Consider the following 22,015-nt stretch of genomic DNA (forward strand, 5'->3'; position numbering starts at 1 on the left):
AGCCACAGCTTATTCAAGATTAGCGATAAATCAAGCGGACACAAAAAGGCCGTTTGAAACTGACAGGGGTAGGTTTCAGACGGCCTTTTTTGAATCATCGAAACATCTTGTGCATGGCGTTGCTAATTAATGCGAGCTGTTTCTTATATTCGCGGCAACGGGGACAGAGCGACAGGTGCACGGCAAGGGCAATGCGGTTAAAAAGACTGAGACGCACTTGGTCTTGCTGTTTGGAAATCAGATCGGTTATTTTGCGGCATTTTTTCATGGCGTTTTCCTGTCAGACATGGGAGAACCATTTGATTTGCAGACACTGGCGCAAGGTTTCGCGCGCGCGGTGCATGATGGTGTGGTAGTTGGCATGGCTGATGCCGCATTGTTCGCGGATTTCATCGCTTGAAAAGCCAAGAATCTCTTTCATGGTAAACACGCGGGCGGTGTTTTCCGGCAGATGGTAGAGGCAGGTCTGCAAAACTTGGTAGAACTCTTTATTGTTCAAACTGGCTTCGGGCGAGTCCCAACCCTGAGGCTGTCCTTCGTCCGTCCAATGTCCGTCGGCGGCAAAATGTCCTTCAAAGGCTTCATCCAAGGCTTCCTCGTCGCGCGTGACGAAAACTTGGCGTTGCCGCCCGATTTGGCGCAGGCAGTCGGTAATTTTGTTTTTTAAGATTGCAAACAGCCAGCTGCTCACCTGGGCGCCACCTTTAAAACCCTCGGCCGCGCGGTAGGCGGAAAGCATGGTTTCCTGTACGAGGTCTTCCGCTAAATCGGGGCGGTCGGGCAGCTGGATATGGGCAAAGCGCAGCAGCAGTTTGCGGGATTCGGCAAGCTCGGCATTGGTCAGTTCGGGTAGGGCCATAATGTATCAGTATGAAAGGAATGATCAATATGCTTCTGATTTTACGCTGATACGGCAAGAGCATGCGATTGAATCTATAAACGATTTCAGTAGTATTTTTGTTTCGCCGAAACCGACTGCGTCCGTTTCAGACGGCCTTGATTTATGCTGCAACCAAAATGCCCTGTTCCAGCCAGTCCGCCCATTTCTGCCTTAATGCGTCCTGCCAAGCGTTTTCAGACGGCATGAACTCTGCCAGCATGGTTTGCAGGCCGTTTAGGGAAGTGGGCGTCTCTGCCAGCGTTTCCAGCAATAATGCGTCGAAATCGTCGAGCGTTTGATACATCACGTCGTCTTCCTTATCGCGCCACACCAAAACGGCAGTTTCCGCCTCCTGCAATTCGTCGGTCACGTCATACTGATAACGGCGCACAAAGGCGGCGGGAGAAAGGGTGTACGCCAAATCGTCTGAATCTGTATGGACTGCTTGGCTGTCGGTTTGAGCGGTTTCGGCGAGCAGCTGGGAGTGTTCAAAGTCCATCAGTGCCAAGAGGTCGTCTGAAAGCGGCAGGCTTTGGCAATATCGGAGAAACTCACCGGGAATTTCTTGAAAATAGGGCGTTTGGGCGCGCGCGTCGCGGACGAAACCTTCTTTCAGACGGCCCCATTCTTCGCTGTCAAAGTATTGTAGCGTTTCGGTATAACAGCGGTCGATAAAGCTGTGAATATTGTTGCGTATCAGGCGGATATAGACATTCAGGCGCTCTTGCTGCAGTCCGTCTGCGGCTTTGCCTTCGCGTATGGCTTGGGCAAAGCGGTGTTGGTATTGGGCGGAAGTTTCAGGCTGCACGGCGGTATTCCTTTCCGGCACGCGTTTGATAGTCGGCGATTTTGGCAACTTCGGCTTCGAGTTCGGCAAAAGGCGGAAAATTGAAATCGCGTTCCAACAGGGTGGGCGGAATCGTCGGCAGCTTGGCATAGGCGAGTTCGAGCAAATCCCAAACGGTCGGTAAAACCGCCGCGCCGTGGGTATCAATCAACAATTCCGGTGTTTCCACATCGTGTCCGGCGATGTGGATGTAACACACGCGCCCTGCATCCACATTTTCTAAAAAGGCTTCGGGCGACAACAGGCCGTGGTTGACGGCGTTGACGTAGATATTGTTCACATCGAGATGAATGCCGCAGTCGGCCTCGCTTGCAACCGCGTTAAGGAATTCAACCTCGTTCATCTCGGCAAGCGGAGAATGCAGGTAGTAGGACGTGTTTTCTACGGCAATACGGCAGCCCAACCGATCCTGCACTTCGCGGATACGGCGCGCGGTATGTTGCACCATTTCTTCGGTGAAGGGCAGCGGCAAAAGGTCGTAGAGATGACCGCCGTCGTGGCAGTAGCTCAAATGGTCGGAGAAAAACGTGCAATCGTAACGGCGCATCATTTCTTTGATTCCGTCTATCAAGGCGGTATCCAGCGGGGCTTGTCCGCCCAGCGACATGGATAATCCGTGCAACGCCAGCGGCAGCCGTTCCGCCACACGGTCAAACTGTTTGCGCGCCCTGCCGCCCATTTTCAGCCAGTTTTCGGGGGCGGCTTCAATAAAGCGTATCGGGCTGTCGTCTGAAAGCGAGAGGAAGTCTTCCGCCAAGTCGCGGCGGTAGCCCAAGCCTGCATGTTGAATCATGGTGATGTCCTGTTATGGTGCCGTATGAACGACAAAGTCGCATTTTCGTTTGTAAAATGCGACTTTGTTAAAGGTATGTTGCAGGATTATTTAGAACCGCATTTACCTTCGCCGCATTTGCCTTCTACTACTTTGGCAGCTTTGGCTTTAGATGCTTTGCCTTTTTTGGCGTGTGCTTTTTTCATGGCTGCGCCGCAAGTACCTTCGGCAGCTTTAACAGTTTTCTCAACGGCCACGTCGCTGGCAGCTTTATCAGCGGCAACAACACCGGCAGCCAAAGACAGGGACAGTGCACCGGCCAGAGCAGCAGCTACATTTTTTTTCATTTCAACTTCCTTTTTAAAATATGGGTTTTAAAACAAATCAAGGGATAATATCGGGCATTTAAAGTCGGCCCGCGACCATTAATCCTTAAAGATAATCCTTAAAGAAAATGCTTGATGCGGCAACAGCGTTTCTTCAGCAGTGCATCCAAAGACAGACGGCCTGCGCCCTGTAACAGGACAGGAAATAAAACCACCAAATAAATCAGTGCCATTTTATAACCGTTGTCGCACACATTGTAACCCAAGCCGGCATGTACCGCAGACCATGCGACAGCCGTTACGACCATCAATCCCAGCGCGGACAGCCGCGTTGCCAAGCCGACAATAAGCAGCGCAGGCAAAACCAGTTCCGCCCACATCGCCAAATTCCAGTTGACCGTATCCGACAACAAATTGAACGGAAAGGGAAATTGACTGTTTATTTCTGCAAACCAGTTTTCCCCGTTCCATTTTTCCAGGCCGGACTCAAGAAATTCATACGCGGCAAAAAGCCTGAGTGCCAACAAGCCGAAAGCGGCCTGCCAAGAGGGATTGGATGAGGTGTTCATTTATTTTCCTAATCGATGTGTGTCGAATGGGCTGGGACGAAAAATCCATCGGCACCATCCCATCTTTCATGCCTGTTTAGACGCGGCAGCTTTAAAAAACTGACAAAACAAATGAAGATATTTTCTTATTCATTGTTTTATAAAGATTAAAAATTCAAAAAGGCCGTCTGAAACGCCATGTTTGATTGGGTTTCAGACGGCCTTTGATGATCATTGCGCTGAATTAATCTGCTTGTTTGCACAATTCGACAATCTCCGCGCCGTATTTGTCGGTTTTTTCCTCATTCATGCCGTGGATTTCCGCCAGCTCCGCCAAATCTTGCGGCCGTCGGGCGGCAATCGCGCGCAGGGTAACTTTGCTGCATATCTGATAAGCTTCGAGCCCTTCATGGCGGGCAGTGTCGATGTTCCACTGAAGCAGACGGCGCATCAAGCGGCGTTTGCGTTTGTCCTCTTCGCTCAGGCCGTCTGAAAACGGGCGGCAGATGTTTAAAATGCCCTCACCGTATTGTTCGATGCGTTTTTCGCCGAGTTTATACACGCCTAAAAGATCGATGGGTTCGGCAGGCGTATTGGTCAGTAAGTCGTCCATGCTTTCGTTGGAGAATACCGTACCCAGCGTGACTTGATCGGCACTTGCCTGCTGCTCGCGCCAAGTTTCCAAAGCCTGTTTTAAGGCCTGTTCGCGCTCGCCCAAACTGTGGATAACTTGTGTACTGTCTGTGGAAACTGTACCGGCTTCAGCCGTTTCGCAAACGTCGAGTATCTCCAAACCGAATTTATTGATTTTCGCCTCGCCCAAGCCGTAGATTTGATGCAAATCTTCCAAACTTCGGGGCATTTTTTCGACAATATCGCGCAGGGTTTTGTCGCCGCAAACCACATAGGCCGGCACTTCCTCCGCCCGGGCGCGTTGTTGCCGCCATTGGCGCAATGCCTGCCACAAACGCTCTTCGCGCTCGGTACGCAACCAATCGTCTTTCGGCTTTTGGGTGGCCGTTTTTTCGCGGCGCAGGGGGCGCAGCATGACTTCGGTTTCACCCTTGAGGACTTTTTTTGCCGCTTCGGTCAGCTGCAGGGCTTGATGCTGCTCGACGTTAACAGTGAGATAGCCCAAGCTGATGCACTGGCGGATGACACTGCGCCATTCCTTGTCGGTCTGTTCGCTACCGATGCCGAATGTGGATAATTTGTCATGGCCGTTGCGCTGTATCCAATCGTCGCTTTTGCCGCGCAAAAGGTTGGTGATGTAACCGGCGGCAAAACGTTGTCCGGCGCGGTACACGCAGCTGAGTAATTTTTGCACCAACACCGTGCCGTCAAACCGCACGGGCGGATGCAGGCAGTTGTCGCAATGGCCGCAGGGTTCGGATTCTTCTCCGAAATGTTTGAGCAGCAGTACGCGGCGGCAGGCTGCGGTTTCGCAGACGGAAAGCATGGCATCGAGTTTTTGCATTTCGATTTGCTTTTGCACTTCGTCGCTGTTGCCTTCTGCAATCCGTTCGCGCAGCAACACCCAATCGTTCAAGCCGTAACACAGCCAGCTCACGGCAGGCAGCCCGTCCCGGCCGGCGCGCCCCGATTCCTGATAGAAATGTTCGACACTCTGGGGCATATCGAGATGGGCGACAAAGCGCACGTCGGGTTTGTCTATGCCCATGCCGAACGCCACGGTCGCCACCACAATAATATTGTCTTCATGCGTAAAGCGGCGTTGGTTTTCCTCGCGTACGTCCATGCTCAAACCGGCATGATACGGAATCGCCTCCAAGCCGTTTTCACACAAAAACTGCGCCACATCCTCGACTTTTTTGCGGCTTAAGCAATACACAATGCCGCTTTGCCCATGCATCTGCTTGCGGATGAAATCCAGCAATTGTTTTTTGCCATTATTTTTTTCGATAACCTGATAATAAATATTCGGGCGGTCAAAGCTGGAAATAAATTCGGGCGCATTGTCCAAGTGCAGATAATGCTTGATGTCGGCGCGCGTGGCCGCATCGGCGGTAGCGGTCAGGGCGATGCGCGGGACGTTCGGATAGCGTTCGGCAAGCATGCCGAGCTGTTGATATTCGGGGCGGAAATCGTGTCCCCATTGGCTGACGCAATGCGCCTCATCAATGGCAAACAGACTGACGGTTTGTTGGTCGAGAAAACGCAAAAAGCGGTCGGTAACCAAGCGTTCCGGTGCGACATAAAGCAGTTTCAGACGGCCTTGGGCAAGCTTGTCGGCAATCTCACGCGCCTCATCCGCCGATGTGCTGCTGTTGACTGCCGCCGCTTCAATCCCGGCCACATGCAGGCTGGCCACTTGGTCGTTCATCAGCGCAATCAGCGGCGATACGACAACCGCCACGCCTTCGCGCATCAGCGCCGGAATCTGGTAACACAAAGACTTACCCCCGCCCGTCGGCATCAGCACCATCAAACTCTCGCCGCCGGCCAAAGCATTGACGATAGCCTCCTGCTTGCCACGAAATTCGGGATAACCGAATACTTCGTGCAAAATCTGTTTGGCGGTCGGCTGAGGCATAATGGTTCCGTAGAATAGGGGAAAGCGTTATTTTAACGGTTTTGCACCCGCATATGTGCGGAACATTTTGCCGCCGCTTTTTCAGACGGCCTGAAATTCAACTCTATTAAACTTGTTTGATTTTAAATAAAGATTTGTTTTATTTTAAATGAAATGTATGAAGGCCGTCTGAATCCTACTCTTCGGATTTCAGACGGCCTTTCAAAAATAAAATCTTTAGGCTTTTTTGACGAACTCAGATTTCAAGTTCATCGCGCTGCCATCGATTTTACAACCGATATTGTGGTCGCCCTCTTGCAGGCGGATGCCTTTGACTTTGGTACCTTGCTTGATGACCATAGAGCTGCCTTTGACTTTCAAATCTTTAATTAAGACAACCGTATCGCCATCTTGCAATACTGCGCCGTTGGCATCTTTGACTTCCAATACATCATCGCTTGCAGCCGCAGCATCGGCCTCGTTCCACTCATGGGCGCACTCAGGGCAAACGTATTGGGCACCGTCTTCGTAAGTGTATTCGGAGTGGCATTTCGGGCAGGGAGGTAGAGACATGAGGTTTCCTTATAAATATGATAAAAGAAGCGTAAAACGCAAATAATACAATGTCTAAATTATTGATTCGCCTTGCTGCCGCCTACGCCGTAAACGGCATTCCACGCCGCATCCAACATCTGGCCGGCTTGTTGCAGCTTGGCATTTTGCTGCTCTTTCTGAGCCAAGGCCGTCTGAATTTCGCCTTTCAAACGGTCAATATCGGATTGCGCAGCCTGCAAACGGCGCTGCGCGCTTTCCAAATCGCTTTGCAGGGAAATGATTTTGCTGTCGTTGCTGTTTTGCTCATGCAAAGCGGCGCGGTAAACCGATTGGACGGACAGCAAACGGTCTTCCGCCTCACCGGCATACGCCGCGGCGGCAGATAACATCATCAGGGCAAGTAAGGTTTTTTTCATGGGTTTTCCTTTAAAGTTGTTTGATTTGTAAAGTAAAGCGCAGAGCCGATTTTTCAGCCGCCAAGTTTACATAATAGGCTTATTGGTCTTTGTTCTTGATGGTTTATTTTATCCAATCCGGACATTCAGGCTGATGATAAAAATTAATTCAATCGGCAGTTGTGACAGGCAGGTGGCTATTATTTTCTCATATTCTCCGCCTTATTCCATTATTTTCTGGTTTTATTATAAAAGGCCGTCTGAAACATTTCAGACAGCCTTCCCTTTAATTACGTTTTAAGAACGACTTATCCCCTGTGCTTGTGACTGCGCATACTGTCTTTGCTGTTCTTCATACTCAAAACGCTGCGTCGCTTCCTGAACCTTTGCAAGGCTTTCTTCTATCGGAATATAGGCTGCTGTCTGCATATCCATAGATACTCGATTCAATATGGGATTACGCTCACCAATCAGATACTGTCCGTCTTTTACATTAAACAGCGTGACATCTGTCATTTTTTTGGAATAACCCAACGCAGTAAGAGCCATTGCAGAGTTTTGCAGTTTTGCTTCCTCAATCGGTATCCCATTTTTCTCATGGTATTCGGTTAGATGTCCTTTTACTGCATTGAAAAGATTTTGGGTTTCTGGGGCAAGAGATTGTAGTTTAGATACAAAAAAGGACTGTGAATATTGTAGTAGCTGTTCTTTCTCATTTTTAAATGATAATTTCATTTCCTCAGTAAAAACGCGATTATCTTTCAAATTATTTATCGTCTCTCCTCTTTTTACTGCATCATAGATCCATTTTTCCAATGGATCTTTAGTTTCTCCTTTGATTTTTGCTTGCTCCCATTTGAAATATTCCTTTTGTCCAACGGCATTATTCCATTTATCCATGTTAACTTCTTTTCGCCAATCTTCCATACTCATGTTAGCAGGCTTATTAGAAATATCTTCATGATCATCAAGTATTGCTTTAGCTCGATCACGTCCTATTGCCTTAGATAATTCATGAAATTGATCCTGAAATACAGGGTAAACGATACCAGAACCAGATATTAATGTACTTTCAGCTACTTTTTGAATATTTTGAGTAATAACTGCACTTAAAAGAGCATGTCTATATGCATCATAACTATTATTATGTGGTCTTTTATCATCTTCGCCTGCAAAGCCACCATATTCATTAGCCTTTTTTACTGCATACGACACAAAAGTACTAGGGCTATAATAGTAGTCACTCATTTTCACACTTCCCTAAATTAAAGTTAGAAAAACTTGAATTATTTGATATTTCTGCCTGTAAACAAATATTTTTATTTATGGGATAACAAACTTCGGGTTGTTTGTTCATAGGCCATGATTCAATGTAATAAACCTTCTCAAATTTTCCATTTTTTTTACCCCAAAATATTGTTTTATCTTCTACCATCTTGTAAAAAAATAAATCTTGTCCTAATTTATTTTCAAAATCAGTTTCCAATACATAAGGTTCTTGAATACAAACTTCATCATACCCATTAAAAATCTCGATTAAAGGGATACTATTTTTTCCTTGAATTAATGGAAATAAGTTATTATTTCCATTAAAAAATCTAAAAAATAGACAAATAAACACTATTAATATAAATATGAGTACTAGAATAACTTTAAAAGAAATTTTTTTCATAATCATACCCTTATAAAGACGTAATGATTATAGTCTGAAGACTAAATCTGAACAACCCAAAAGGCCGTCTGAAAAATTTTCAGACGGCCTTTTATCATTCATGCCTTACGAACGGATCCGTTTCAACACTTCTTCTTTGCCGATTAATGCCAATACGGCATCAACGCTTGGGGTTTTTGCCGTACCGCAGACAGCGAGGCGCAAAGGCATACCGAGTTTGCCCATTTTGATGCCTTCTTCGTCACAGAAAGGTTTGAAAAGGTCGTGGATGGCTTCGGCGTTCCAGTCTTCCAAACCCTCGAGGCGTTCGGCAAAGCGCAGCATACGGGCGGCGGCTTCGTCGTCCCAATGTTTCTGCACGTCCGCTTCGGCAGGGGTTTGTTTGACGTAGAAGTAGAGGCACTCGTCGGCAAGCGTGTTCAGGTCTTGGGCGCGGTCTTTGACCAATGCCAACACATCTTCCAAAGCAGGCTTGCTTGTTTCATGGATATCGCGCAGGGCGAGGCGCGGTTTCACCATTTCGACCAGTTTGTCGTTAGGTGTGATTTTGATGTGTTCGCCGTTAATCCAGTAGAGTTTCTTCAAGTCCATGCGGCTTGGAGATGGGGAAACGTCTTTCAAATCAAACCATTCGATGAATTGTTCCATCGTAAAGAACTCGTCGTCGCCGTGCGCCCAGCCCAAGCGTGCCAGATAGTTGAGCATGGCTTCGGGCAGGATACCCATTGCGCCAAAATCGGTGATGGCAACGGTATCGCCGCTGCGTTTGGAGATTTTTTTGCCTTGTTCGTTAAGAATCATCGGCAGGTGGCCGTATTCAGGCAGGGTAGCGCCGATGGCTTTTAATATGTTGATTTGTTTCGGGGTATTGTTCACATGGTCGTCACCGCGGATAACGTGGGTAACACCCATGTCGTAGTCGTCCACCACAACGCAGAAGTTGTAGGTCGGCGTGCCGTCGGCGCGGGCGATAATCAGGTCGTCAAGTGCTTCATTGGGGATAGAGATTTCGCCTTTGACCAAGTCCGTCCATTTGGTCACACCGTCCAAAGGCGTTTTGAAGCGGACAACGGGTTGCATGTCGGCAGGGATTTCGGGCAGGGTTTTGCCTTCTTCCGGACGCCAGCGGCGGTCGTAAGTCGCCGTGCCTTCTTTTTCGGCTTTCTCGCGCATGGCTTCCAGCTCTTCTTTGCTGCAATAGCAGTAGTAGGCATGGCCTTTTTCTAAAAGTTCGGCGATGACTTCTTTATAGCGGTCGAAACGGCGGGTTTGGTACACGACGTTGTCGGCGTTGTCGTAGTCCAGGCCGACCCATTTCATGCCGTCGAGGATGATGTTGACGGATTCGGCGGTAGAGCGCGCCAAGTCGGTGTCTTCGATACGCAATAAGAATTCGCCTTTATGATGGCGGGCAAACGCCCATGAGAACAGGGCGGTGCGTACGCCGCCGATGTGCAGGTAGCCGGTGGGGCTGGGGGCGAAACGGGTTTTGACGGTCATGATGGCTCCAAAATCTTTTAAAACGGTTATTTTACTTTTTCGGCAAGGTTTAAACAATGTAAGGCCGTCTGAAAATAATGTCGGCGCAGAAGGACCGTCTGGGAACTTTTCTCCTGAAAACAAGACAAATGATAATCATTTCTTTGAAAGTATCCGCTCATGAACAAACGCGCTTTATTTGCCTCCCTCGCCCTCCTGCCCCTTTTTGCCCAAGCCGAAATCAAAACTATCAAAGACGTATTGGGACGCGAAGTCAAAGTCGATGTCCCGGTCAAACGCGCGGTTTTGGCGTTTTACTATCCCGACTATATCGCGGTAACGGGCGCGGACAAATTTAAAAACGTCATCGGCATTTCGCGTGAGTTTTGGGAGAAATTCAATCCCGGCAGCTGGGCGATGTTCAAACAGAAGCTGCCTACGCTGCAAAACATTGCGGACATCGGCAACATCAACACCGGCACGTTTTCACTGGAGAAAACGCTCGCGCTCAAGCCGGACGTATTGATTCTGGCCGACTGGCAGTATAAGGCCGTCGCCACCCACCTGCCGCGCATTGAAGCGGCAGGCATACCCGTCGTCGTGGTCGATTTCAACGCCGAAACCGTCGCGCGGCACACGCGCAGTGCGGAAATTTTCGGCGAACTCAACGGTACGCAGGCGCGCGCCCAAAAAATTGCCGCCGAATACGCCCGAGGCATTGCCGACATCCAAAAACGCGTCGCGCGCGCCAAGCAGTCCAAACCGAAAATCTATATCGAGTTCGGCGACAAAGGCCCGTCCGAATACAGCTACACCTTCGGCAAAGATATGTGGGGCGCGATTGCCGACACAGTAGGCGGCAACAATATCGCCGCGCCTTACGTTAAAAACTGGGGACCGATAAACCCTGAAAAATTCCTGACGGCCAAACCCGACGTCATCGTCATTTCGGGGACGGAAAACGGCCATAAAGACAAGCCTGGCATTATGGCGATGGGCATAGGCATCAGCCAGGCCGATGCGCAACGCCGCCTGGCCGGATTTGTCAAACGCAAAGGCTGGGCAGACATTCCTGCCGTCAAAAACAAACGCGTTTACGGCATCTACCACACCGCCTCCCGCTCGCTCACCGATTTGGCCAGCGCGCAATTTATCGCCAAAACCCTGTATCCGCAGCAGTTTGCCGACATAGACCCAAACAAGACCTATCTGGACTTCTACCGCAAATACCTGCCCGTCGTGCCGGACGGTACGTTTTACATCCGATTGAAATAGCGGCTGCAAAAATCATAGGCTCAGGCCGTCTGAAGATTCAGACGGCCTGAACATGCTATGCCGATAAAGATTTAATGAGTATAATTACTGTTCTTTCAACAAAATTACTGGGTACGTATGAACGGACAAAACCAAATCGGCCATCAACAGGCTCCGATTGTAAGCGTCAAAGAATGGTTGATAACAAACTTGATTTTGATGATTCCGATGGTCAATCTAGTTATGATTTTTGTATGGGCATTCAGCTCAAACACCAATCCGAATAAAGCCAATTATTTCAAGGCTGCCTTGATTCTGTTTGCCATCGTAATGGCAATTTATCTGGTGCTGGCCGTAGTCATTTTTGGCAGTATAGCTGCAAATCAATATCAATAAGTAAGAATACAAAAGGCCGTCTGAAACCTAAAAGGCTTCAGACGGCCTTTTGTATGGCTTGCCCAAGGCTCAACTGCTTATCCAATTCCAAACCGCATCACTCCATTTGCCGATACGGTAGAGAAACAAAGAATAGCTCTCCTGTATCAGGAACTTGGCTTTCTTGCTGCGCTCGTCAAAGCGTGTAGTCGGGGTAGCGGAGAACTGCGCGTCTGACAAGCCCAAATCGGCGGCCATTTCTTCGGCGCGCGCCAAATGATACGGGTCGCTGACAACGATAATGCTGCCGACTCCGTTGGCGTGCATGATGGGAACGATATTGCGCAGGTTTTCGTAAGTGTTGCGCGAAGTATTTTCAAACAGAATATTGTGCGCCGGTATGCCCTGCTTGAGTGCGTATCGGCGCCCCACTTCGGCTTCGGTCATAAATCCTTTTTTAGGTGTGCCGCCGGTGAAAATGATTTTGCCGACCCGATGGCTTTGGTAGAGCGTGATGGCGTGGTTGATGCGCTCACGGAATACCGGCGACGGGCGTTTGTCCCACGCCGCCGCACCCAACACCACCGCCGCATCGGCATGAACGTCCTTCGGCAAGGTTTGCAAACCTGTCCGGTAAATCTGCCATGTGCCGCTCAAAAAAATACCGCACACCAGCAAAACGCTCAAAGCAAGGCCGCGAAACAGGTAATATCGCAGGCCATTGCGGCTTTTAAGCAGGGAAATCATCTTCAGACGGCCTTATCCAACCCCGTCAGCCGAGTAGGGCGGCAATGTTTTCCAACGGACGGCCGATGGCTGAGCGCGTAGGCGTTACCAAAACGGGACGCTCGAGCAGGGCGGGGTGTTCGGCGATTGCCTGAAGCAGGGCGACATTGTCCAAATCGGGATTGTCCAAACCCAATTCTTTGTACAAATCGTCTTTCGTGCGCATCATGCCGCGCACCGATTCGATACCGAGTTTGGCAAACATATCCTGCAAAGTCGCCAAATCAGGCGCTGTATCTAGATATTTGACCACGTCGGCGGCAACGCCTTTTTCTTCGAGTAAAGCCAGCGCGGCACGCGATTTGCTGCAACGCGGGTTGTGATAAAGTGTGAATTCAGACGGCATGAAAGTCTCCGTATTATTGCAAAATCATTCAATGATGGCGGTTATTATCGTCTGCAACTGATTTTTACTCAAACTTTTTACCTGATATCTTGATATGAATCGGTAGGCATACCCACCAAACCGTTTTACAATAAACCCAATTTCGATTGGCAACCTCAAGGATACAACCATGAAAGCCTTAACCGCCCTTCTCTTGTCCGCCGCCGTTTTTACCGCTGCGCCGGCCTTTGCCGCCGACGAAACGGCAGGTTGGCAGGACAACAAACCGCAAAGCCTGGAATCGCTCAAAGCCCCCGTGCGCGTGGTCAACCTTTGGGCAACCTGGTGCGGCCCCTGCCGTAAAGAAATGCCCGCCATGTCCGCATGGTACAAAGCGCAGAAAAAAGGCAGCGTCGATATGGTCGGCATCGCGCTGGATACGACCGACAACATCGGCAAGTTCCTGAAACAAACACCGGTCAGCTACCCGATTTGGCGTTACACCGGTGCCAACAGCCGCAACTTCATGAAAGCCCACGGCAACAACGTCGGCGTATTGCCCTTCACTGTCGTCGAAGCGCCGAAATGCGGCTACAAACAAACCATCACCGGCGAAGTCAACGAAAAAAGCCTGACCGCCGCCGTGAATTTGGCCAAAACCAAATGTAAATAAAACAGCGGATAGGGTGCTTAACCTACTCTGCTGATACCGAGGCCGTCTGAAATCCAACCGTTCAGACGGCCTTTATTTCAAACCATATTGCTTTGTGTTGCAAACCGACAGTGTATCCACAGGCAGAACCGGGGTTTCACTATCAAAAAGCAGCCGAAATATTTATAATCTGTGAATATCCCCATTTTTTCAGACGGCATGTTGCCCTATCGATGACGCCGGCCGTCTGAATCCCTATTTTCAGGAAAACCCATGATCCGTTTCGAACAAGTTTCCAAAACCTATCCCGGCGGTTTCGAAGCCCTGAAAAATGTCAGTTTCCAGATTAAAAAAGGTGAGATGATTTTTATCGCCGGCCATTCGGGCTCGGGCAAATCCACCATTTTGAAGCTGATTTCAGGCATTACCAAGCCTACCAAAGGCAAGGTTTGGTTCAACAATCAAGACCTCGGCACCTTGAGCGACAATCAAATCGGCTTTATGCGCCAACATATCGGCATTGTCTTCCAAGACCACAAAATCCTCTACGACCGCAATGTCTTGCAAAACGTTATCCTGCCTTTGCGGATTAGCGGCTACCAGCCGCGCAAAGCGGAAGAGCGTGCGCGTATTGCCATTGAGAAAGTCGGCTTGAAAGGCCGCGAAAACGATATGCCCATCACTTTGTCCGGCGGCGAACAACAGCGCTTGTGCATCGCGCGCGCAGTGGTTCACCAACCCAGCCTGCTGATTGCCGACGAGCCGTCCGCCAGCCTCGACCGCGCCTATGCGCTGGATATCATGGAGTTGTTTAAAACCTTCCATGAAGCAGGCACGACCGTGATCGTTGCGGCGCACGATGAAACGCTGATGGCGGATTACGGCCACCGCGTCTTGCGCCTGCAGAAAGGACGCCTCGCATGAGTATGATTCATTACATCTCGTTACACGTCGAATCGGCGCGCGCCGCACTCAAAGAGCTTCTGCGCCAACCCATCGGCACGTTGCTGACCCTGCTCATGCTTGCCGTTGCCATGACCTTGCCGCTGTTTATGTATTTAGGCATCCAAAGCGGTCAAAGCGTGTTGGGCAAACTCAACGAGTCGCCGCAGATTACGGTTTATATGGACACCGATGCGGCAAGTTCTGATGCCGATACGGTGAAAAACCTGCTCCAACGCGACAGCCGTATCGATAAAGTCCGCTTTATCAGCAAGCAGGAAGGTTTGGAAGAATTGCAGACCAATCTCGACCAAAACCTTGTTTCCATGCTCGATGGCAACCCGTTACCCGACGTCTTTATCGTTACGCCCGACCCTGCCACTTCGCCGGACCAGATGCAGGCTATCTATAAAGACATTACCAAGCTACCGCGCGTCGAATCTGCAACCATGGATACGGAATGGGTACAAACCCTTTATCGTATTAACGAATTTATCCGCAAGATTTTGTGGTTCCTCTCGCTGACATTGGGCATGGCCTTTGTCTTGGTGGCACACAACACCATCCGCCTGCAAATCCTCAGCCGCAAGGAAGAGCTGGAAATCACCAAGCTATTGGGTGCACCCGCTTCCTTCATCCGCCGCCCTTTCCTTTATCAGGCAATGTGGCAGAGTATTTTCTCCGCCGCCGTCAGCCTGGGCTTGTCGGCTTGGCTTTTGGCCGAAGTACGGCCGCTGGTGGACGCGATATTCAAACCCTACGGTCTGAACATCGGCTGGCGTTTCTTCACATTTAGCGAAGTGTCGCTGGTATTCGGCTTCGTCATCGCGCTGGGCGTATTCGGCGCATGGCTGGCCACCACGCAACACCTCTTAGGCTTCAAAGCCAAAAAATAAGCCTTGGCAAACAGGCCGTCTGAACCATTCAGACGGCCTGAAATCTTATCCTTTCGCAACGTAAACAAACCTTGTGAAAATTTAATACTGCCAAATCTAACAGCAAGGGCATAATCCCTTATAATTGATGGTTTATGATCCATCTCATTTCATTTGTGCGGCATAAACCGTGCAGACAAATAACGAAAGACATCCTGTGGACAAACTCAAAATCTCTGCCAACGGCCCCCTCAACGGCGAAATCACCGTATCCGGCGCAAAAAACGCCGCCCTGCCGCTGATGTGTGCCGGCCTGCTGACTTCCGGCACTTTACGCCTGAAAAACGTACCCATGCTCGCCGACGTCAAAACCACCCAAAAACTGCTGCAAGGCATGGGCGCACGCGTTTTGACCGACAACATCTCCGAATTTGAAATCAACGGCGGCACCGTCAACAACACCTGCGCACCTTACGAGCTGGTGAAAACCATGCGCGCATCCATCTTGGTTTTGGGCCCGACCCTCGCCCGCTTCGGCGAAGCCCAAGTTAGCCTGCCCGGCGGCTGCGCCATCGGTTCGCGCCCGGTTGACCAACACCTCAAAGGCCTAGAAACCATGGGGGCGGAAATCACCATCGAACACGGTTACGTCAAAGCCAAAGGCCGTCTGAAAGGCACGCGCGTCACCATGGACGTCGTGACCGTAGGCGGTACCGAAAACCTGCTGATGGCGGCCACGCTTGCCGAAGGCACCACCATCCTCGAAAACTGCGCCATCGAGCCCGAAGTTGTCGATTTGGCCGAATGCCTCGTCAAAATGGGCGCAAAAATCAGCGGCATCGGTACAGCAACCATGACCATCGAAGGCGTAAAAGAGCTGCACGGCTGCGAACACAGCGTCGTTCCCGACCGCATTGAAGCCGGTACCTTCCTCTGCGCCGTCGCCATGACCGGCGGCAAAGTCGTCCTGCGCAATGCCGCCCCCAAAACCATGGAAGTCGTGCTAAACAAACTGACCGAAGCCGGCGCCATCATCGAAGCAGGCGACAACTGGATTTCCATCGACATGCAACAACGCCCCAAAGCCGTGGACATCCGCACCGTCGTCCACCCAGGCTTCCCAACCGACATGCAGGCGCAGTTTATGGCCATGAACGCCATTGCCGAAGGCAGCAGCCGCGTGGTGGAAACCATTTTTGAAAACCGCTTCATGCACGTTCCCGAACTCAACCGCATGGGCGCAGACATCACCACCGAAGGCAACACCGCCTACATCAAAGGCGTGGAAAAACTCTCCGGCGCCGTCGTGATGGCAACCGACCTGCGCGCCTCCGCCAGCCTCGTCATGGCAGGCTTGGTCGCAGAAGGCGAAACCATCGTCGAACGCATCTACCACCTCGACCGCGGCTATGAATACATCGAGAAAAAACTCGGCGGCGTAGGCGCAAAAATCGAACGCGTACGCGGTTGATTCCATACGCAGCCGATAAATAAAAGGCCGTCTGAAAACAAAATCTAGCAAACTCGCTATGCTTGTTTTCAGACGGCCTATCTACTTGTGAAATAAAAAGCAGGTAACAAGATAAGAAATAGGATTTTTTGATTAGTAACCACTCAGAAAACCTACCGTCCCATCTTCTCAAAATTAATCTGATTGATACAAAAATAATCATTAAAGCAGTAGTAAACCTAATGATTATTCACTGCTAATCTTCCATATAATCAATATTCATTATGAACAGTTCATCGCACACGACAAAGAAACGGATAACCCATTATGGCCATAAACTATGTTTCTTTATTGCCATTTTCATTTGGATTTGTTCCTTATTTCAAAATGTATTTACTTTCGGAAAAGAAGGACAATATGAGGGATTTTTTGTTCTCATTATTGGAACAATATTTGGACCTGGTTTAGGCCACATTGGATATTTTGCTGTTTATGCAAATTATATTTGGTTCATTTTAATATTCATATCTCTTATCCGACCTCAAGCAAAAAAACTTATCTTTACTTTGCATGGTTTATTATGGGTTGTGGCACTACTTACATTTACCTTAAACGAAGTAATTGTGAATGAAGCGGGAGGGCATGAAAAACCAACTTACGGATTAGGATTGTATTTATGGTTTACAGCATTTTTATTGACAACCATTGCAGAGTTTCTAAAACAGCGTATTTATCAAAATTTGAAAGAAAATACAAAAGAATAAAGTAACAACAAATATTCCTGTATACTTTGAATCAAGATTCAAAGTCTTATTGTAGAAGGAACTCTTATGAAACCTTTTATCTTACTATTCGGTCTCTGTGCCGCTTTATCATTAACTGCCTGCAACAAGGAGAAAAACATGTACGAGGAATACGGATTTAAAGAATCGGAATTCCCTACCTATAAACTGCCAAAAGGAGATGCTCCTCCAAAGGATGTCAAAATTAACCCAAACCGTAAAGAACATTATCAAGCAGTGGTTAAAATTAAAGATGCGCCTCTAGCTTTCCAGATTGTGACGGGAGATGAACTTTACCAATCGGAAAACTGCAAATATGTAACCAATCGTTGGGTAGGTGCGACAACGTGGCCTCAATACCGAAAAAAACTGGAGATGACTAAAATTGATAATAATACATATGCTACAGACTTTTATTCGGATACTCCTTTAGATGAAGATTACTATGGGGAAGGCGTATGTAAATGGCAGTTTTTAAGTGCTGCCATAGTAATGGAACCGACAGGAAAAGATAAGCGAGAAACAGCTTTGATTGTCCGTATTGATTCGGAAGATTTAAAAAAACTGACTGAGGAAAATCCTGAATTAAAAGTAACCAATCATTATGAAAAAAACCTTTATCCCATAGCAACCGAATTTCAAGGTAATGGTTCAATTGATAGCGGATATTCTGATAGAGGTATTGAAAGTTGGCATAAAAATGTGGCGGATTATAAACCGGATTCTCTTTTTACAGTTGAATTAACATTAAGAAAGGTTGAAAAATGAGAGCATTGAATAGTCAGGATTTTGCCCTGCTGTCTGATCACATTTATGGGAAGAAAGATGAAAACGGCGAAAAAAAACTGGTTTTTGATAACGAAAAAAATAAAGAAATAACTTTAAACGGTATTAAATATGCTGTTGAAAGAATCAGCGACAATCCCAAAAATGGTTATTTTGGTGCCATTTACCGTCGCTTAGACACCAACGAGTTAGTAGTCGTCCACAGAGGTACGGAGTTTGAAACACGCCAAGACCGAGAAGCCGATATGCGTATGGTTAAAAGCCATACCAATCCTCAGTACAACGATGCTAGAGCGTTAACTGAAGTAGCAAATGCAATGGCAAAACATAACGGAGCAACAATCTACCAAACCGGCCATTCACTAGGAGGAGCACTTGCCCAGCTATGTGGTAATCGTTATAGCCACCGTACCGAAACTTTCAATGCCTTTGGAGCAGCAGGCTTGAAAGAAGCTCTCCCAATTAACCCTTTAGCAGACAGATTAATCATCAATCACCGCATGGGTGGAGACTATGTCTCATCTGCAAGCAATCATTTAGGCAGAAGTATTTTGTATACTACAAAAAACGAAGTAGATAATCTGCGTAAAGGTGGTTTTGCCACACAAGATACTTCGGATGACAACTTTTTGGCTAACAAGTGGAATCTTTACTCATCTCATGCTATAAACAATTTTACCCCTGAAAAGGGATTATCTGTTTTATCTCCACATTCTCCAGCTCATCAACTGGCTGAAAAAAATATGGCTATGCTAAGCAGATTTAATAATCTAGTAAAAGAAAAAATTCGTCAATCACCACAAGCATTTGAAAAATATATTAACTGGGCTGATAAATTTATTGCAGAAAACCAACCCCAGTATTCAAATCCATATGAACAACAGGATCGTCCTCAATACGCCTTTTTAGATCCGCAAATAAATGCTACAAAACTACAAAACATTTCGCCCGAAACCCAAAAACTCTTCAATACTGCAATGGCACACCTAACGACTTATCATAAGACAAACAACCTGTCTATTGATGAGGGAAAACTACAAAATTCCGCTATGGCACTTACCGCCTTGGCTCAGTCAAAAAATATAACTGATCTTACTTTATTTAGTGTAAAAAACGACCAGTATCTAATCGGGAACCGAAATCCTACATTAAATCTTGCTTCTATGGATATAGGACTATCTGCATCTATTCCCGTGGAAAAGAGTTTTAATCAAATCCAGCAAACGGCACAACTCTCTGAATATGAAGAGCAACAGAAACAATTAGTGCAATCTCAATCGCGTGGAATGAGTATCGTGTAACAAAACCTTTCTATAACGTCTCAAAAGGCCGTCTGAAACACCGGCAATCGGGTTTCAGACGGCCTTTGCGTATTGTTTTGCGGTATAATTCCCAACATCTTTATCCATTGTTTTCCCAAGCATAAACCATGACACGCAAAATCCTCGTTACCTCCGCGCTGCCCTATGCCAACGGCAGCATCCACCTCGGCCACATGGTCGAACACATCCAAACCGATGTTTGGGTACGCTTCCAAAAACTGCGCGGCCACGAATGCTACTACTGCTGCGCCGATGACACCCACGGCACGCCTGTAATGCTTGCCGCGCAAAAACAAGGTATCGCGCCCGAAGACATGATTGCCAAAGTGCGCGAAGAGCACCTCGCCGACTTTACCGGTTTTTTCATCGGCTACGACAATTATTACAGCACCCATTCTCCTGAAAACAAACAGTTTTCCGAACAAATTTACCGCGCGCTGAAAGCCAACGGCAAGATTGAGAGCCGCGTCATCAAGCAGCTTTTTGACCCCGAAAAACAAATGTTCCTGCCCGACCGCTTCGTCAAAGGCGAATGCCCCAAATGCCACGCCCAAGACCAATACGGCGACAACTGCGAAGTCTGCGGCACGACCTATTCCCCGACCGAACTGATCAACCCGTATTCTGCCGTTTCCGGTGCCAAACCCGAATTGCGCGAATCCGAACACTTCTTTTTCAAACTGGGCGAATGCGCCGACTTCCTCAAAGCCTGGACTTCCGGCAACAACCCGCACGACGGCAAGCCCCATCTGCAAGCCGAAGCCCTCAACAAAATGAAAGAATGGCTGGGCGAAGGCGAAGAAACCACCCTGTCCGACTGGGACATTTCCCGCGACGCGCCGTATTTCGGTTTTGAAATCCCCGACGCGCCGGGCAAATACTTCTACGTCTGGCTGGACGCGCCCGTCGGCTACATGGCGTCGTTTAAAAACCTGTGCGACCGCATCGGCATCGATTTCGACGAATACTTCAAAGCCGACAGTCAAACCGAGATGTACCACTTCATCGGCAAAGACATCCTCTATTTCCACGCCCTGTTCTGGCCCGCCATGCTGCATTTCTCCGGCCACCGCGCCCCGACCGGCGTGTACGCACACGGCTTCCTGACCGTGGACGGGCAAAAAATGTCCAAATCGCGCGGCACCTTCATCACCGCCAAATCCTATCTGGAACAAGGCCTGAACCCCGAGTGGATGCGCTACTACATTGCCGCCAAACTCAACAGCAAAATCGAAGACATCGATTTGAACCTGCAGGACTTTATCAGCCGCGTCAACAGCGACCTCGTCGGCAAATACGTCAACATCGCCGCCCGCGCATCAGGTTTCATCGCCAAACGCTTTGAAGGCCGTCTGAAAGACGTTGCCGACAGCGAATTGCTGGCAAAACTGACTGCGCAAAGCGAAGCCATTGCTGAATGCTACGAAAGCCGTGAATACGCCAAAGCCCTGCGCGACATCATGGCCTTGGCAGACATTGTCAACGAATACGTTGATGCCAACAAACCTTGGGAACTGGCCAAACAAGAAGGCCAAGACGAACGCCTGCACGAAGTATGCAGCGAGCTCATCAACGCCTTTACCATGTTGACCGCCTACCTCGCCCCCGTATTGCCGAAAGTGGCCGAAAACGCCGCCAAATTCCTAAATTTGGAAGCCATCACTTGGGCAAATACACGCGAAACCTTAGGCGAACACGCCATCAACAAGTACGAACATTTAATGCAACGAGTGGAGCAAAAACAAGTGGACGATTTAATCGAAGCCAACAAACAAAGCATCACCGCCACAGCCGCGCCTGCCGCCGAAGAGAGCAAATACGAAAAAGTCGCCGAACAAGCGAGCTTCGACGATTTCATGAAAATCGACATGCGCGTCGCCAAAGTATTGAACTGCGAAGCCGTCGAAGGCAGCACCAAACTCTTAAAATTCGACCTCGATTTCGGTTTTGAAAAACGCATCATCTTCTCCGGCATCGCCGCGTCTTATCCCAACCCCGCCGAATTGAACGGCCGCATGGTCATCGCCGTCGCCAACTTCGCCCCGCGCAAAATGGCAAAATTCGGCGTATCCGAAGGCATGATTTTGAGTGCCGCCACCGCCGAGGGCAAACTGAAGCTCCTCGATGTCGATGTCGGCGCGCAGCCCGGGGATAAAGTGGGCTAAGCCTTAGCCAAACCATAAGGAGAAACCATGTTAAACCTTTCCGCACCGGTACTTAAAGAAATTGAGTTGCTTAATGATGCAGGCTTATCGGTTGGCGCTATTATTACAGTATTGCGTCTGAAGTTTCCGGTAGAGCTCCATGATCGGGAGGACAAACAAATTGAAGAAGCCGTGCTTCTCATGATCAATCCGCCACGAAAAGCACCGTCTCTTTCCCGCTAAGGTACCGATACTGGTTGAAAGGTAAATTTGGTTATACTTCAACAAAAGGCCGTCTGAAAATTTCAGACGGCC

At 48.7% G+C, this 22,015-nt stretch carries 25 protein-coding genes; 11 read left to right on the top strand and 14 right to left on the bottom strand.

Translation table 11 applies throughout. The features are described from left to right. Positions 1-94 precede the first annotated feature (94 nt). From HMPREF2711_RS11040 to gltX, 12 genes are all read right to left on the bottom strand, one after another. On the bottom strand, positions 95-268 hold the full coding sequence (locus HMPREF2711_RS11040; protein ID WP_003747841.1) for an anti-sigma factor family protein: 174 nt from the start codon (positions 266-268) through the stop codon (positions 95-97). Positions 269-280: 12 nt separating this feature from the next. Then, positions 281-859, bottom strand: coding sequence for a sigma-70 family RNA polymerase sigma factor (locus tag HMPREF2711_RS04995; RefSeq protein WP_003747840.1), 579 nt, complete (start codon positions 857-859; stop codon positions 281-283). A gap of 142 nt (positions 860-1,001) precedes the next feature. Beyond that, positions 1,002-1,688, bottom strand: a complete 687-nt coding sequence (locus HMPREF2711_RS05000) for an HvfC family RiPP maturation protein (RefSeq protein ID WP_070615704.1) — start codon at positions 1,686-1,688, stop codon at positions 1,002-1,004. Further along, positions 1,678-2,520 (bottom strand): HvfB family MNIO-type RiPP peptide maturase, encoded by an 843-nt coding sequence (locus HMPREF2711_RS05005; protein ID WP_070615707.1) that lies wholly within the window; start codon positions 2,518-2,520, stop codon positions 1,678-1,680. The genes HMPREF2711_RS05000 and HMPREF2711_RS05005 overlap by 11 nt, the downstream gene beginning before the upstream one ends. 86 nt (positions 2,521-2,606) lie before the next feature. Then, on the bottom strand, positions 2,607-2,846 hold the full coding sequence (locus HMPREF2711_RS05010; RefSeq protein ID WP_070615710.1) for a hypothetical protein: 240 nt from the start codon (positions 2,844-2,846) through the stop codon (positions 2,607-2,609). Between the two features lie 98 nt (positions 2,847-2,944). Next, entirely contained in the window at positions 2,945-3,394 is a 450-nt protein-coding gene (locus HMPREF2711_RS05015; protein WP_003747831.1) for an HvfX family Cu-binding RiPP maturation protein, read from the bottom strand. A gap of 223 nt (positions 3,395-3,617) precedes the next feature. Then, positions 3,618-5,927: a DNA helicase RecQ gene (gene recQ, locus HMPREF2711_RS05020; RefSeq protein WP_003747830.1), complete on the bottom strand. Its 2,310-nt coding sequence runs from the start codon at positions 5,925-5,927 to the stop codon at positions 3,618-3,620. A 216-nt stretch (positions 5,928-6,143) separates the two neighbouring features. Further along, positions 6,144-6,479, bottom strand: a complete 336-nt coding sequence (locus HMPREF2711_RS05025; RefSeq protein WP_003747824.1) for a zinc ribbon domain-containing protein YjdM — start codon at positions 6,477-6,479, stop codon at positions 6,144-6,146. Positions 6,480-6,538: 59 nt separating this feature from the next. Then, positions 6,539-6,877 (bottom strand): hypothetical protein, encoded by a 339-nt coding sequence (locus tag HMPREF2711_RS05030; RefSeq protein WP_004519158.1) that lies wholly within the window; start codon positions 6,875-6,877, stop codon positions 6,539-6,541. A gap of 276 nt (positions 6,878-7,153) precedes the next feature. Then, a complete protein-coding gene (locus tag HMPREF2711_RS05035) occupies positions 7,154-8,104 on the bottom strand; it encodes a hypothetical protein (RefSeq protein WP_003747822.1) in 951 nt (316 codons plus the stop codon). Further along, positions 8,097-8,528, bottom strand: a complete 432-nt coding sequence (locus HMPREF2711_RS11270) for a hypothetical protein (RefSeq protein WP_231288100.1) — start codon at positions 8,526-8,528, stop codon at positions 8,097-8,099. Before HMPREF2711_RS11270 ends, HMPREF2711_RS05035 begins: the two co-directional genes overlap by 8 nt. Before the next feature lie 105 nt (positions 8,529-8,633). Continuing rightward, positions 8,634-10,028 (bottom strand): glutamate--tRNA ligase, encoded by a 1,395-nt coding sequence (gltX, locus tag HMPREF2711_RS05045; protein WP_003747820.1) that lies wholly within the window; start codon positions 10,026-10,028, stop codon positions 8,634-8,636. 159 nt (positions 10,029-10,187) lie between these two features. Between gltX and HMPREF2711_RS05050 the strand changes: the two genes are divergently transcribed. Together HMPREF2711_RS05050 and HMPREF2711_RS05055 are read left to right on the top strand one after the other, a co-directional pair. Continuing rightward, positions 10,188-11,282, top strand: a complete 1,095-nt coding sequence (locus HMPREF2711_RS05050; RefSeq protein WP_003747819.1) for an ABC transporter substrate-binding protein — start codon at positions 10,188-10,190, stop codon at positions 11,280-11,282. 117 nt (positions 11,283-11,399) lie between these two features. Further along, on the top strand, positions 11,400-11,657 hold the full coding sequence (locus HMPREF2711_RS05055; protein ID WP_003747818.1) for a hypothetical protein: 258 nt from the start codon (positions 11,400-11,402) through the stop codon (positions 11,655-11,657). 69 nt (positions 11,658-11,726) lie between these two features. Here the strand turns inward: HMPREF2711_RS05055 and HMPREF2711_RS05060 are convergent, their stop codons facing one another. Both HMPREF2711_RS05060 and arsC read right to left on the bottom strand, forming a co-directional pair. After that, positions 11,727-12,383 carry a YdcF family protein gene (locus HMPREF2711_RS05060; RefSeq protein WP_003747817.1) on the bottom strand — a complete coding sequence of 219 codons (657 nt, stop codon included), beginning with the start codon at positions 12,381-12,383 and terminating at the stop codon, positions 11,727-11,729. A gap of 25 nt (positions 12,384-12,408) precedes the next feature. Continuing rightward, positions 12,409-12,768 carry an arsenate reductase (glutaredoxin) gene (gene arsC, locus HMPREF2711_RS05065; RefSeq protein ID WP_070615713.1) on the bottom strand — a complete coding sequence of 120 codons (360 nt, stop codon included), beginning with the start codon at positions 12,766-12,768 and terminating at the stop codon, positions 12,409-12,411. A gap of 169 nt (positions 12,769-12,937) precedes the next feature. Here arsC and HMPREF2711_RS05070 point away from each other — a divergent pair, with 169 nt between their 5' ends. From HMPREF2711_RS05070 to HMPREF2711_RS05110, 9 genes are all read left to right on the top strand, one after another. Next, positions 12,938-13,420 (top strand): TlpA disulfide reductase family protein, encoded by a 483-nt coding sequence (locus HMPREF2711_RS05070; RefSeq protein ID WP_003747814.1) that lies wholly within the window; start codon positions 12,938-12,940, stop codon positions 13,418-13,420. A gap of 252 nt (positions 13,421-13,672) precedes the next feature. Continuing rightward, on the top strand, positions 13,673-14,323 hold the full coding sequence (ftsE, locus tag HMPREF2711_RS05075) for a cell division ATP-binding protein FtsE (RefSeq protein ID WP_003747812.1): 651 nt from the start codon (positions 13,673-13,675) through the stop codon (positions 14,321-14,323). After that, positions 14,320-15,237, top strand: coding sequence for a permease-like cell division protein FtsX (gene ftsX / locus HMPREF2711_RS05080; RefSeq protein WP_003747810.1), 918 nt, complete (start codon positions 14,320-14,322; stop codon positions 15,235-15,237). Before ftsE ends, ftsX begins: the two co-directional genes overlap by 4 nt. A 196-nt stretch (positions 15,238-15,433) precedes the next feature. Next, the gene (gene murA / locus HMPREF2711_RS05085; RefSeq protein ID WP_003747808.1) at positions 15,434-16,687 is read left to right on the top strand and encodes a UDP-N-acetylglucosamine 1-carboxyvinyltransferase; all 1,254 of its coding nucleotides are present in this window, start codon (positions 15,434-15,436) and stop codon (positions 16,685-16,687) included. Between the two features lie 263 nt (positions 16,688-16,950). Then, on the top strand, positions 16,951-17,430 hold the full coding sequence (locus HMPREF2711_RS05090) for a hypothetical protein (protein WP_036493921.1): 480 nt from the start codon (positions 16,951-16,953) through the stop codon (positions 17,428-17,430). A gap of 66 nt (positions 17,431-17,496) precedes the next feature. Next, the gene (locus HMPREF2711_RS05095) at positions 17,497-18,216 is read left to right on the top strand and encodes a hypothetical protein (protein ID WP_003747791.1); all 720 of its coding nucleotides are present in this window, start codon (positions 17,497-17,499) and stop codon (positions 18,214-18,216) included. Beyond that, positions 18,213-19,535, top strand: a complete 1,323-nt coding sequence (locus tag HMPREF2711_RS05100) for a Tle-like phospholipase domain-containing protein (protein WP_003747789.1) — start codon at positions 18,213-18,215, stop codon at positions 19,533-19,535. The genes HMPREF2711_RS05095 and HMPREF2711_RS05100 overlap by 4 nt, the downstream gene beginning before the upstream one ends. A 128-nt stretch (positions 19,536-19,663) precedes the next feature. Further along, positions 19,664-21,721 carry a methionine--tRNA ligase gene (metG, locus tag HMPREF2711_RS05105; protein WP_003747786.1) on the top strand — a complete coding sequence of 686 codons (2,058 nt, stop codon included), beginning with the start codon at positions 19,664-19,666 and terminating at the stop codon, positions 21,719-21,721. 27 nt (positions 21,722-21,748) lie between these two features. Beyond that, positions 21,749-21,943, top strand: a complete 195-nt coding sequence (locus HMPREF2711_RS05110; protein WP_003747785.1) for a hypothetical protein — start codon at positions 21,749-21,751, stop codon at positions 21,941-21,943. Positions 21,944-22,015 lie beyond the last annotated feature (72 nt).

It is taken from the genome of Neisseria sp. HMSC070A01, from assembly GCF_001810165.1.
In the GTDB taxonomy this organism is placed as follows: domain Bacteria; phylum Pseudomonadota; class Gammaproteobacteria; order Burkholderiales; family Neisseriaceae; genus Neisseria.

Excerpts from the sequence above, each read along its gene's own strand:
- HMPREF2711_RS05060 (WP_003747817.1), bottom strand. The coding sequence starts at position 12,383 with ATGATTTCCCTGCTTAAAAGCCGCAATGGCCTGCGATATTACCTGTTT.
- HMPREF2711_RS05100 (WP_003747789.1), top strand. The coding sequence starts at position 18,213 with ATGAGAGCATTGAATAGTCAGGATTTTGCCCTGCTGTCTGATCACATT.
- ftsX (WP_003747810.1), top strand. The coding sequence starts at position 14,320 with ATGAGTATGATTCATTACATCTCGTTACACGTCGAATCGGCGCGCGCC.
- HMPREF2711_RS05035 (WP_003747822.1), bottom strand. The coding sequence starts at position 8,104 with ATGAGTGACTACTATTATAGCCCTAGTACTTTTGTGTCGTATGCAGTA.
- HMPREF2711_RS11270 (WP_231288100.1), bottom strand. The coding sequence starts at position 8,528 with ATGAAAAAAATTTCTTTTAAAGTTATTCTAGTACTCATATTTATATTA.
- gltX (WP_003747820.1), bottom strand. The coding sequence starts at position 10,028 with ATGACCGTCAAAACCCGTTTCGCCCCCAGCCCCACCGGCTACCTGCAC.
- HMPREF2711_RS05010 (WP_070615710.1), bottom strand. The coding sequence starts at position 2,846 with ATGAAAAAAAATGTAGCTGCTGCTCTGGCCGGTGCACTGTCCCTGTCT.
- metG (WP_003747786.1), top strand. The coding sequence starts at position 19,664 with ATGACACGCAAAATCCTCGTTACCTCCGCGCTGCCCTATGCCAACGGC.
- HMPREF2711_RS05095 (WP_003747791.1), top strand. The coding sequence starts at position 17,497 with ATGAAACCTTTTATCTTACTATTCGGTCTCTGTGCCGCTTTATCATTA.
- HMPREF2711_RS05090 (WP_036493921.1), top strand. The coding sequence starts at position 16,951 with ATGAACAGTTCATCGCACACGACAAAGAAACGGATAACCCATTATGGC.
- HMPREF2711_RS05110 (WP_003747785.1), top strand. The coding sequence starts at position 21,749 with ATGTTAAACCTTTCCGCACCGGTACTTAAAGAAATTGAGTTGCTTAAT.
- HMPREF2711_RS05025 (WP_003747824.1), bottom strand. The coding sequence starts at position 6,479 with ATGTCTCTACCTCCCTGCCCGAAATGCCACTCCGAATACACTTACGAA.
- HMPREF2711_RS05015 (WP_003747831.1), bottom strand. The coding sequence starts at position 3,394 with ATGAACACCTCATCCAATCCCTCTTGGCAGGCCGCTTTCGGCTTGTTG.
- recQ (WP_003747830.1), bottom strand. The coding sequence starts at position 5,927 with ATGCCTCAGCCGACCGCCAAACAGATTTTGCACGAAGTATTCGGTTAT.
- HMPREF2711_RS05050 (WP_003747819.1), top strand. The coding sequence starts at position 10,188 with ATGAACAAACGCGCTTTATTTGCCTCCCTCGCCCTCCTGCCCCTTTTT.
- HMPREF2711_RS05005 (WP_070615707.1), bottom strand. The coding sequence starts at position 2,520 with ATGATTCAACATGCAGGCTTGGGCTACCGCCGCGACTTGGCGGAAGAC.
- HMPREF2711_RS04995 (WP_003747840.1), bottom strand. The coding sequence starts at position 859 with ATGGCCCTACCCGAACTGACCAATGCCGAGCTTGCCGAATCCCGCAAA.
- HMPREF2711_RS05030 (WP_004519158.1), bottom strand. The coding sequence starts at position 6,877 with ATGAAAAAAACCTTACTTGCCCTGATGATGTTATCTGCCGCCGCGGCG.
- HMPREF2711_RS05055 (WP_003747818.1), top strand. The coding sequence starts at position 11,400 with ATGAACGGACAAAACCAAATCGGCCATCAACAGGCTCCGATTGTAAGC.
- HMPREF2711_RS11040 (WP_003747841.1), bottom strand. The coding sequence starts at position 268 with ATGAAAAAATGCCGCAAAATAACCGATCTGATTTCCAAACAGCAAGAC.
- HMPREF2711_RS05070 (WP_003747814.1), top strand. The coding sequence starts at position 12,938 with ATGAAAGCCTTAACCGCCCTTCTCTTGTCCGCCGCCGTTTTTACCGCT.
- ftsE (WP_003747812.1), top strand. The coding sequence starts at position 13,673 with ATGATCCGTTTCGAACAAGTTTCCAAAACCTATCCCGGCGGTTTCGAA.
- arsC (WP_070615713.1), bottom strand. The coding sequence starts at position 12,768 with ATGCCGTCTGAATTCACACTTTATCACAACCCGCGTTGCAGCAAATCG.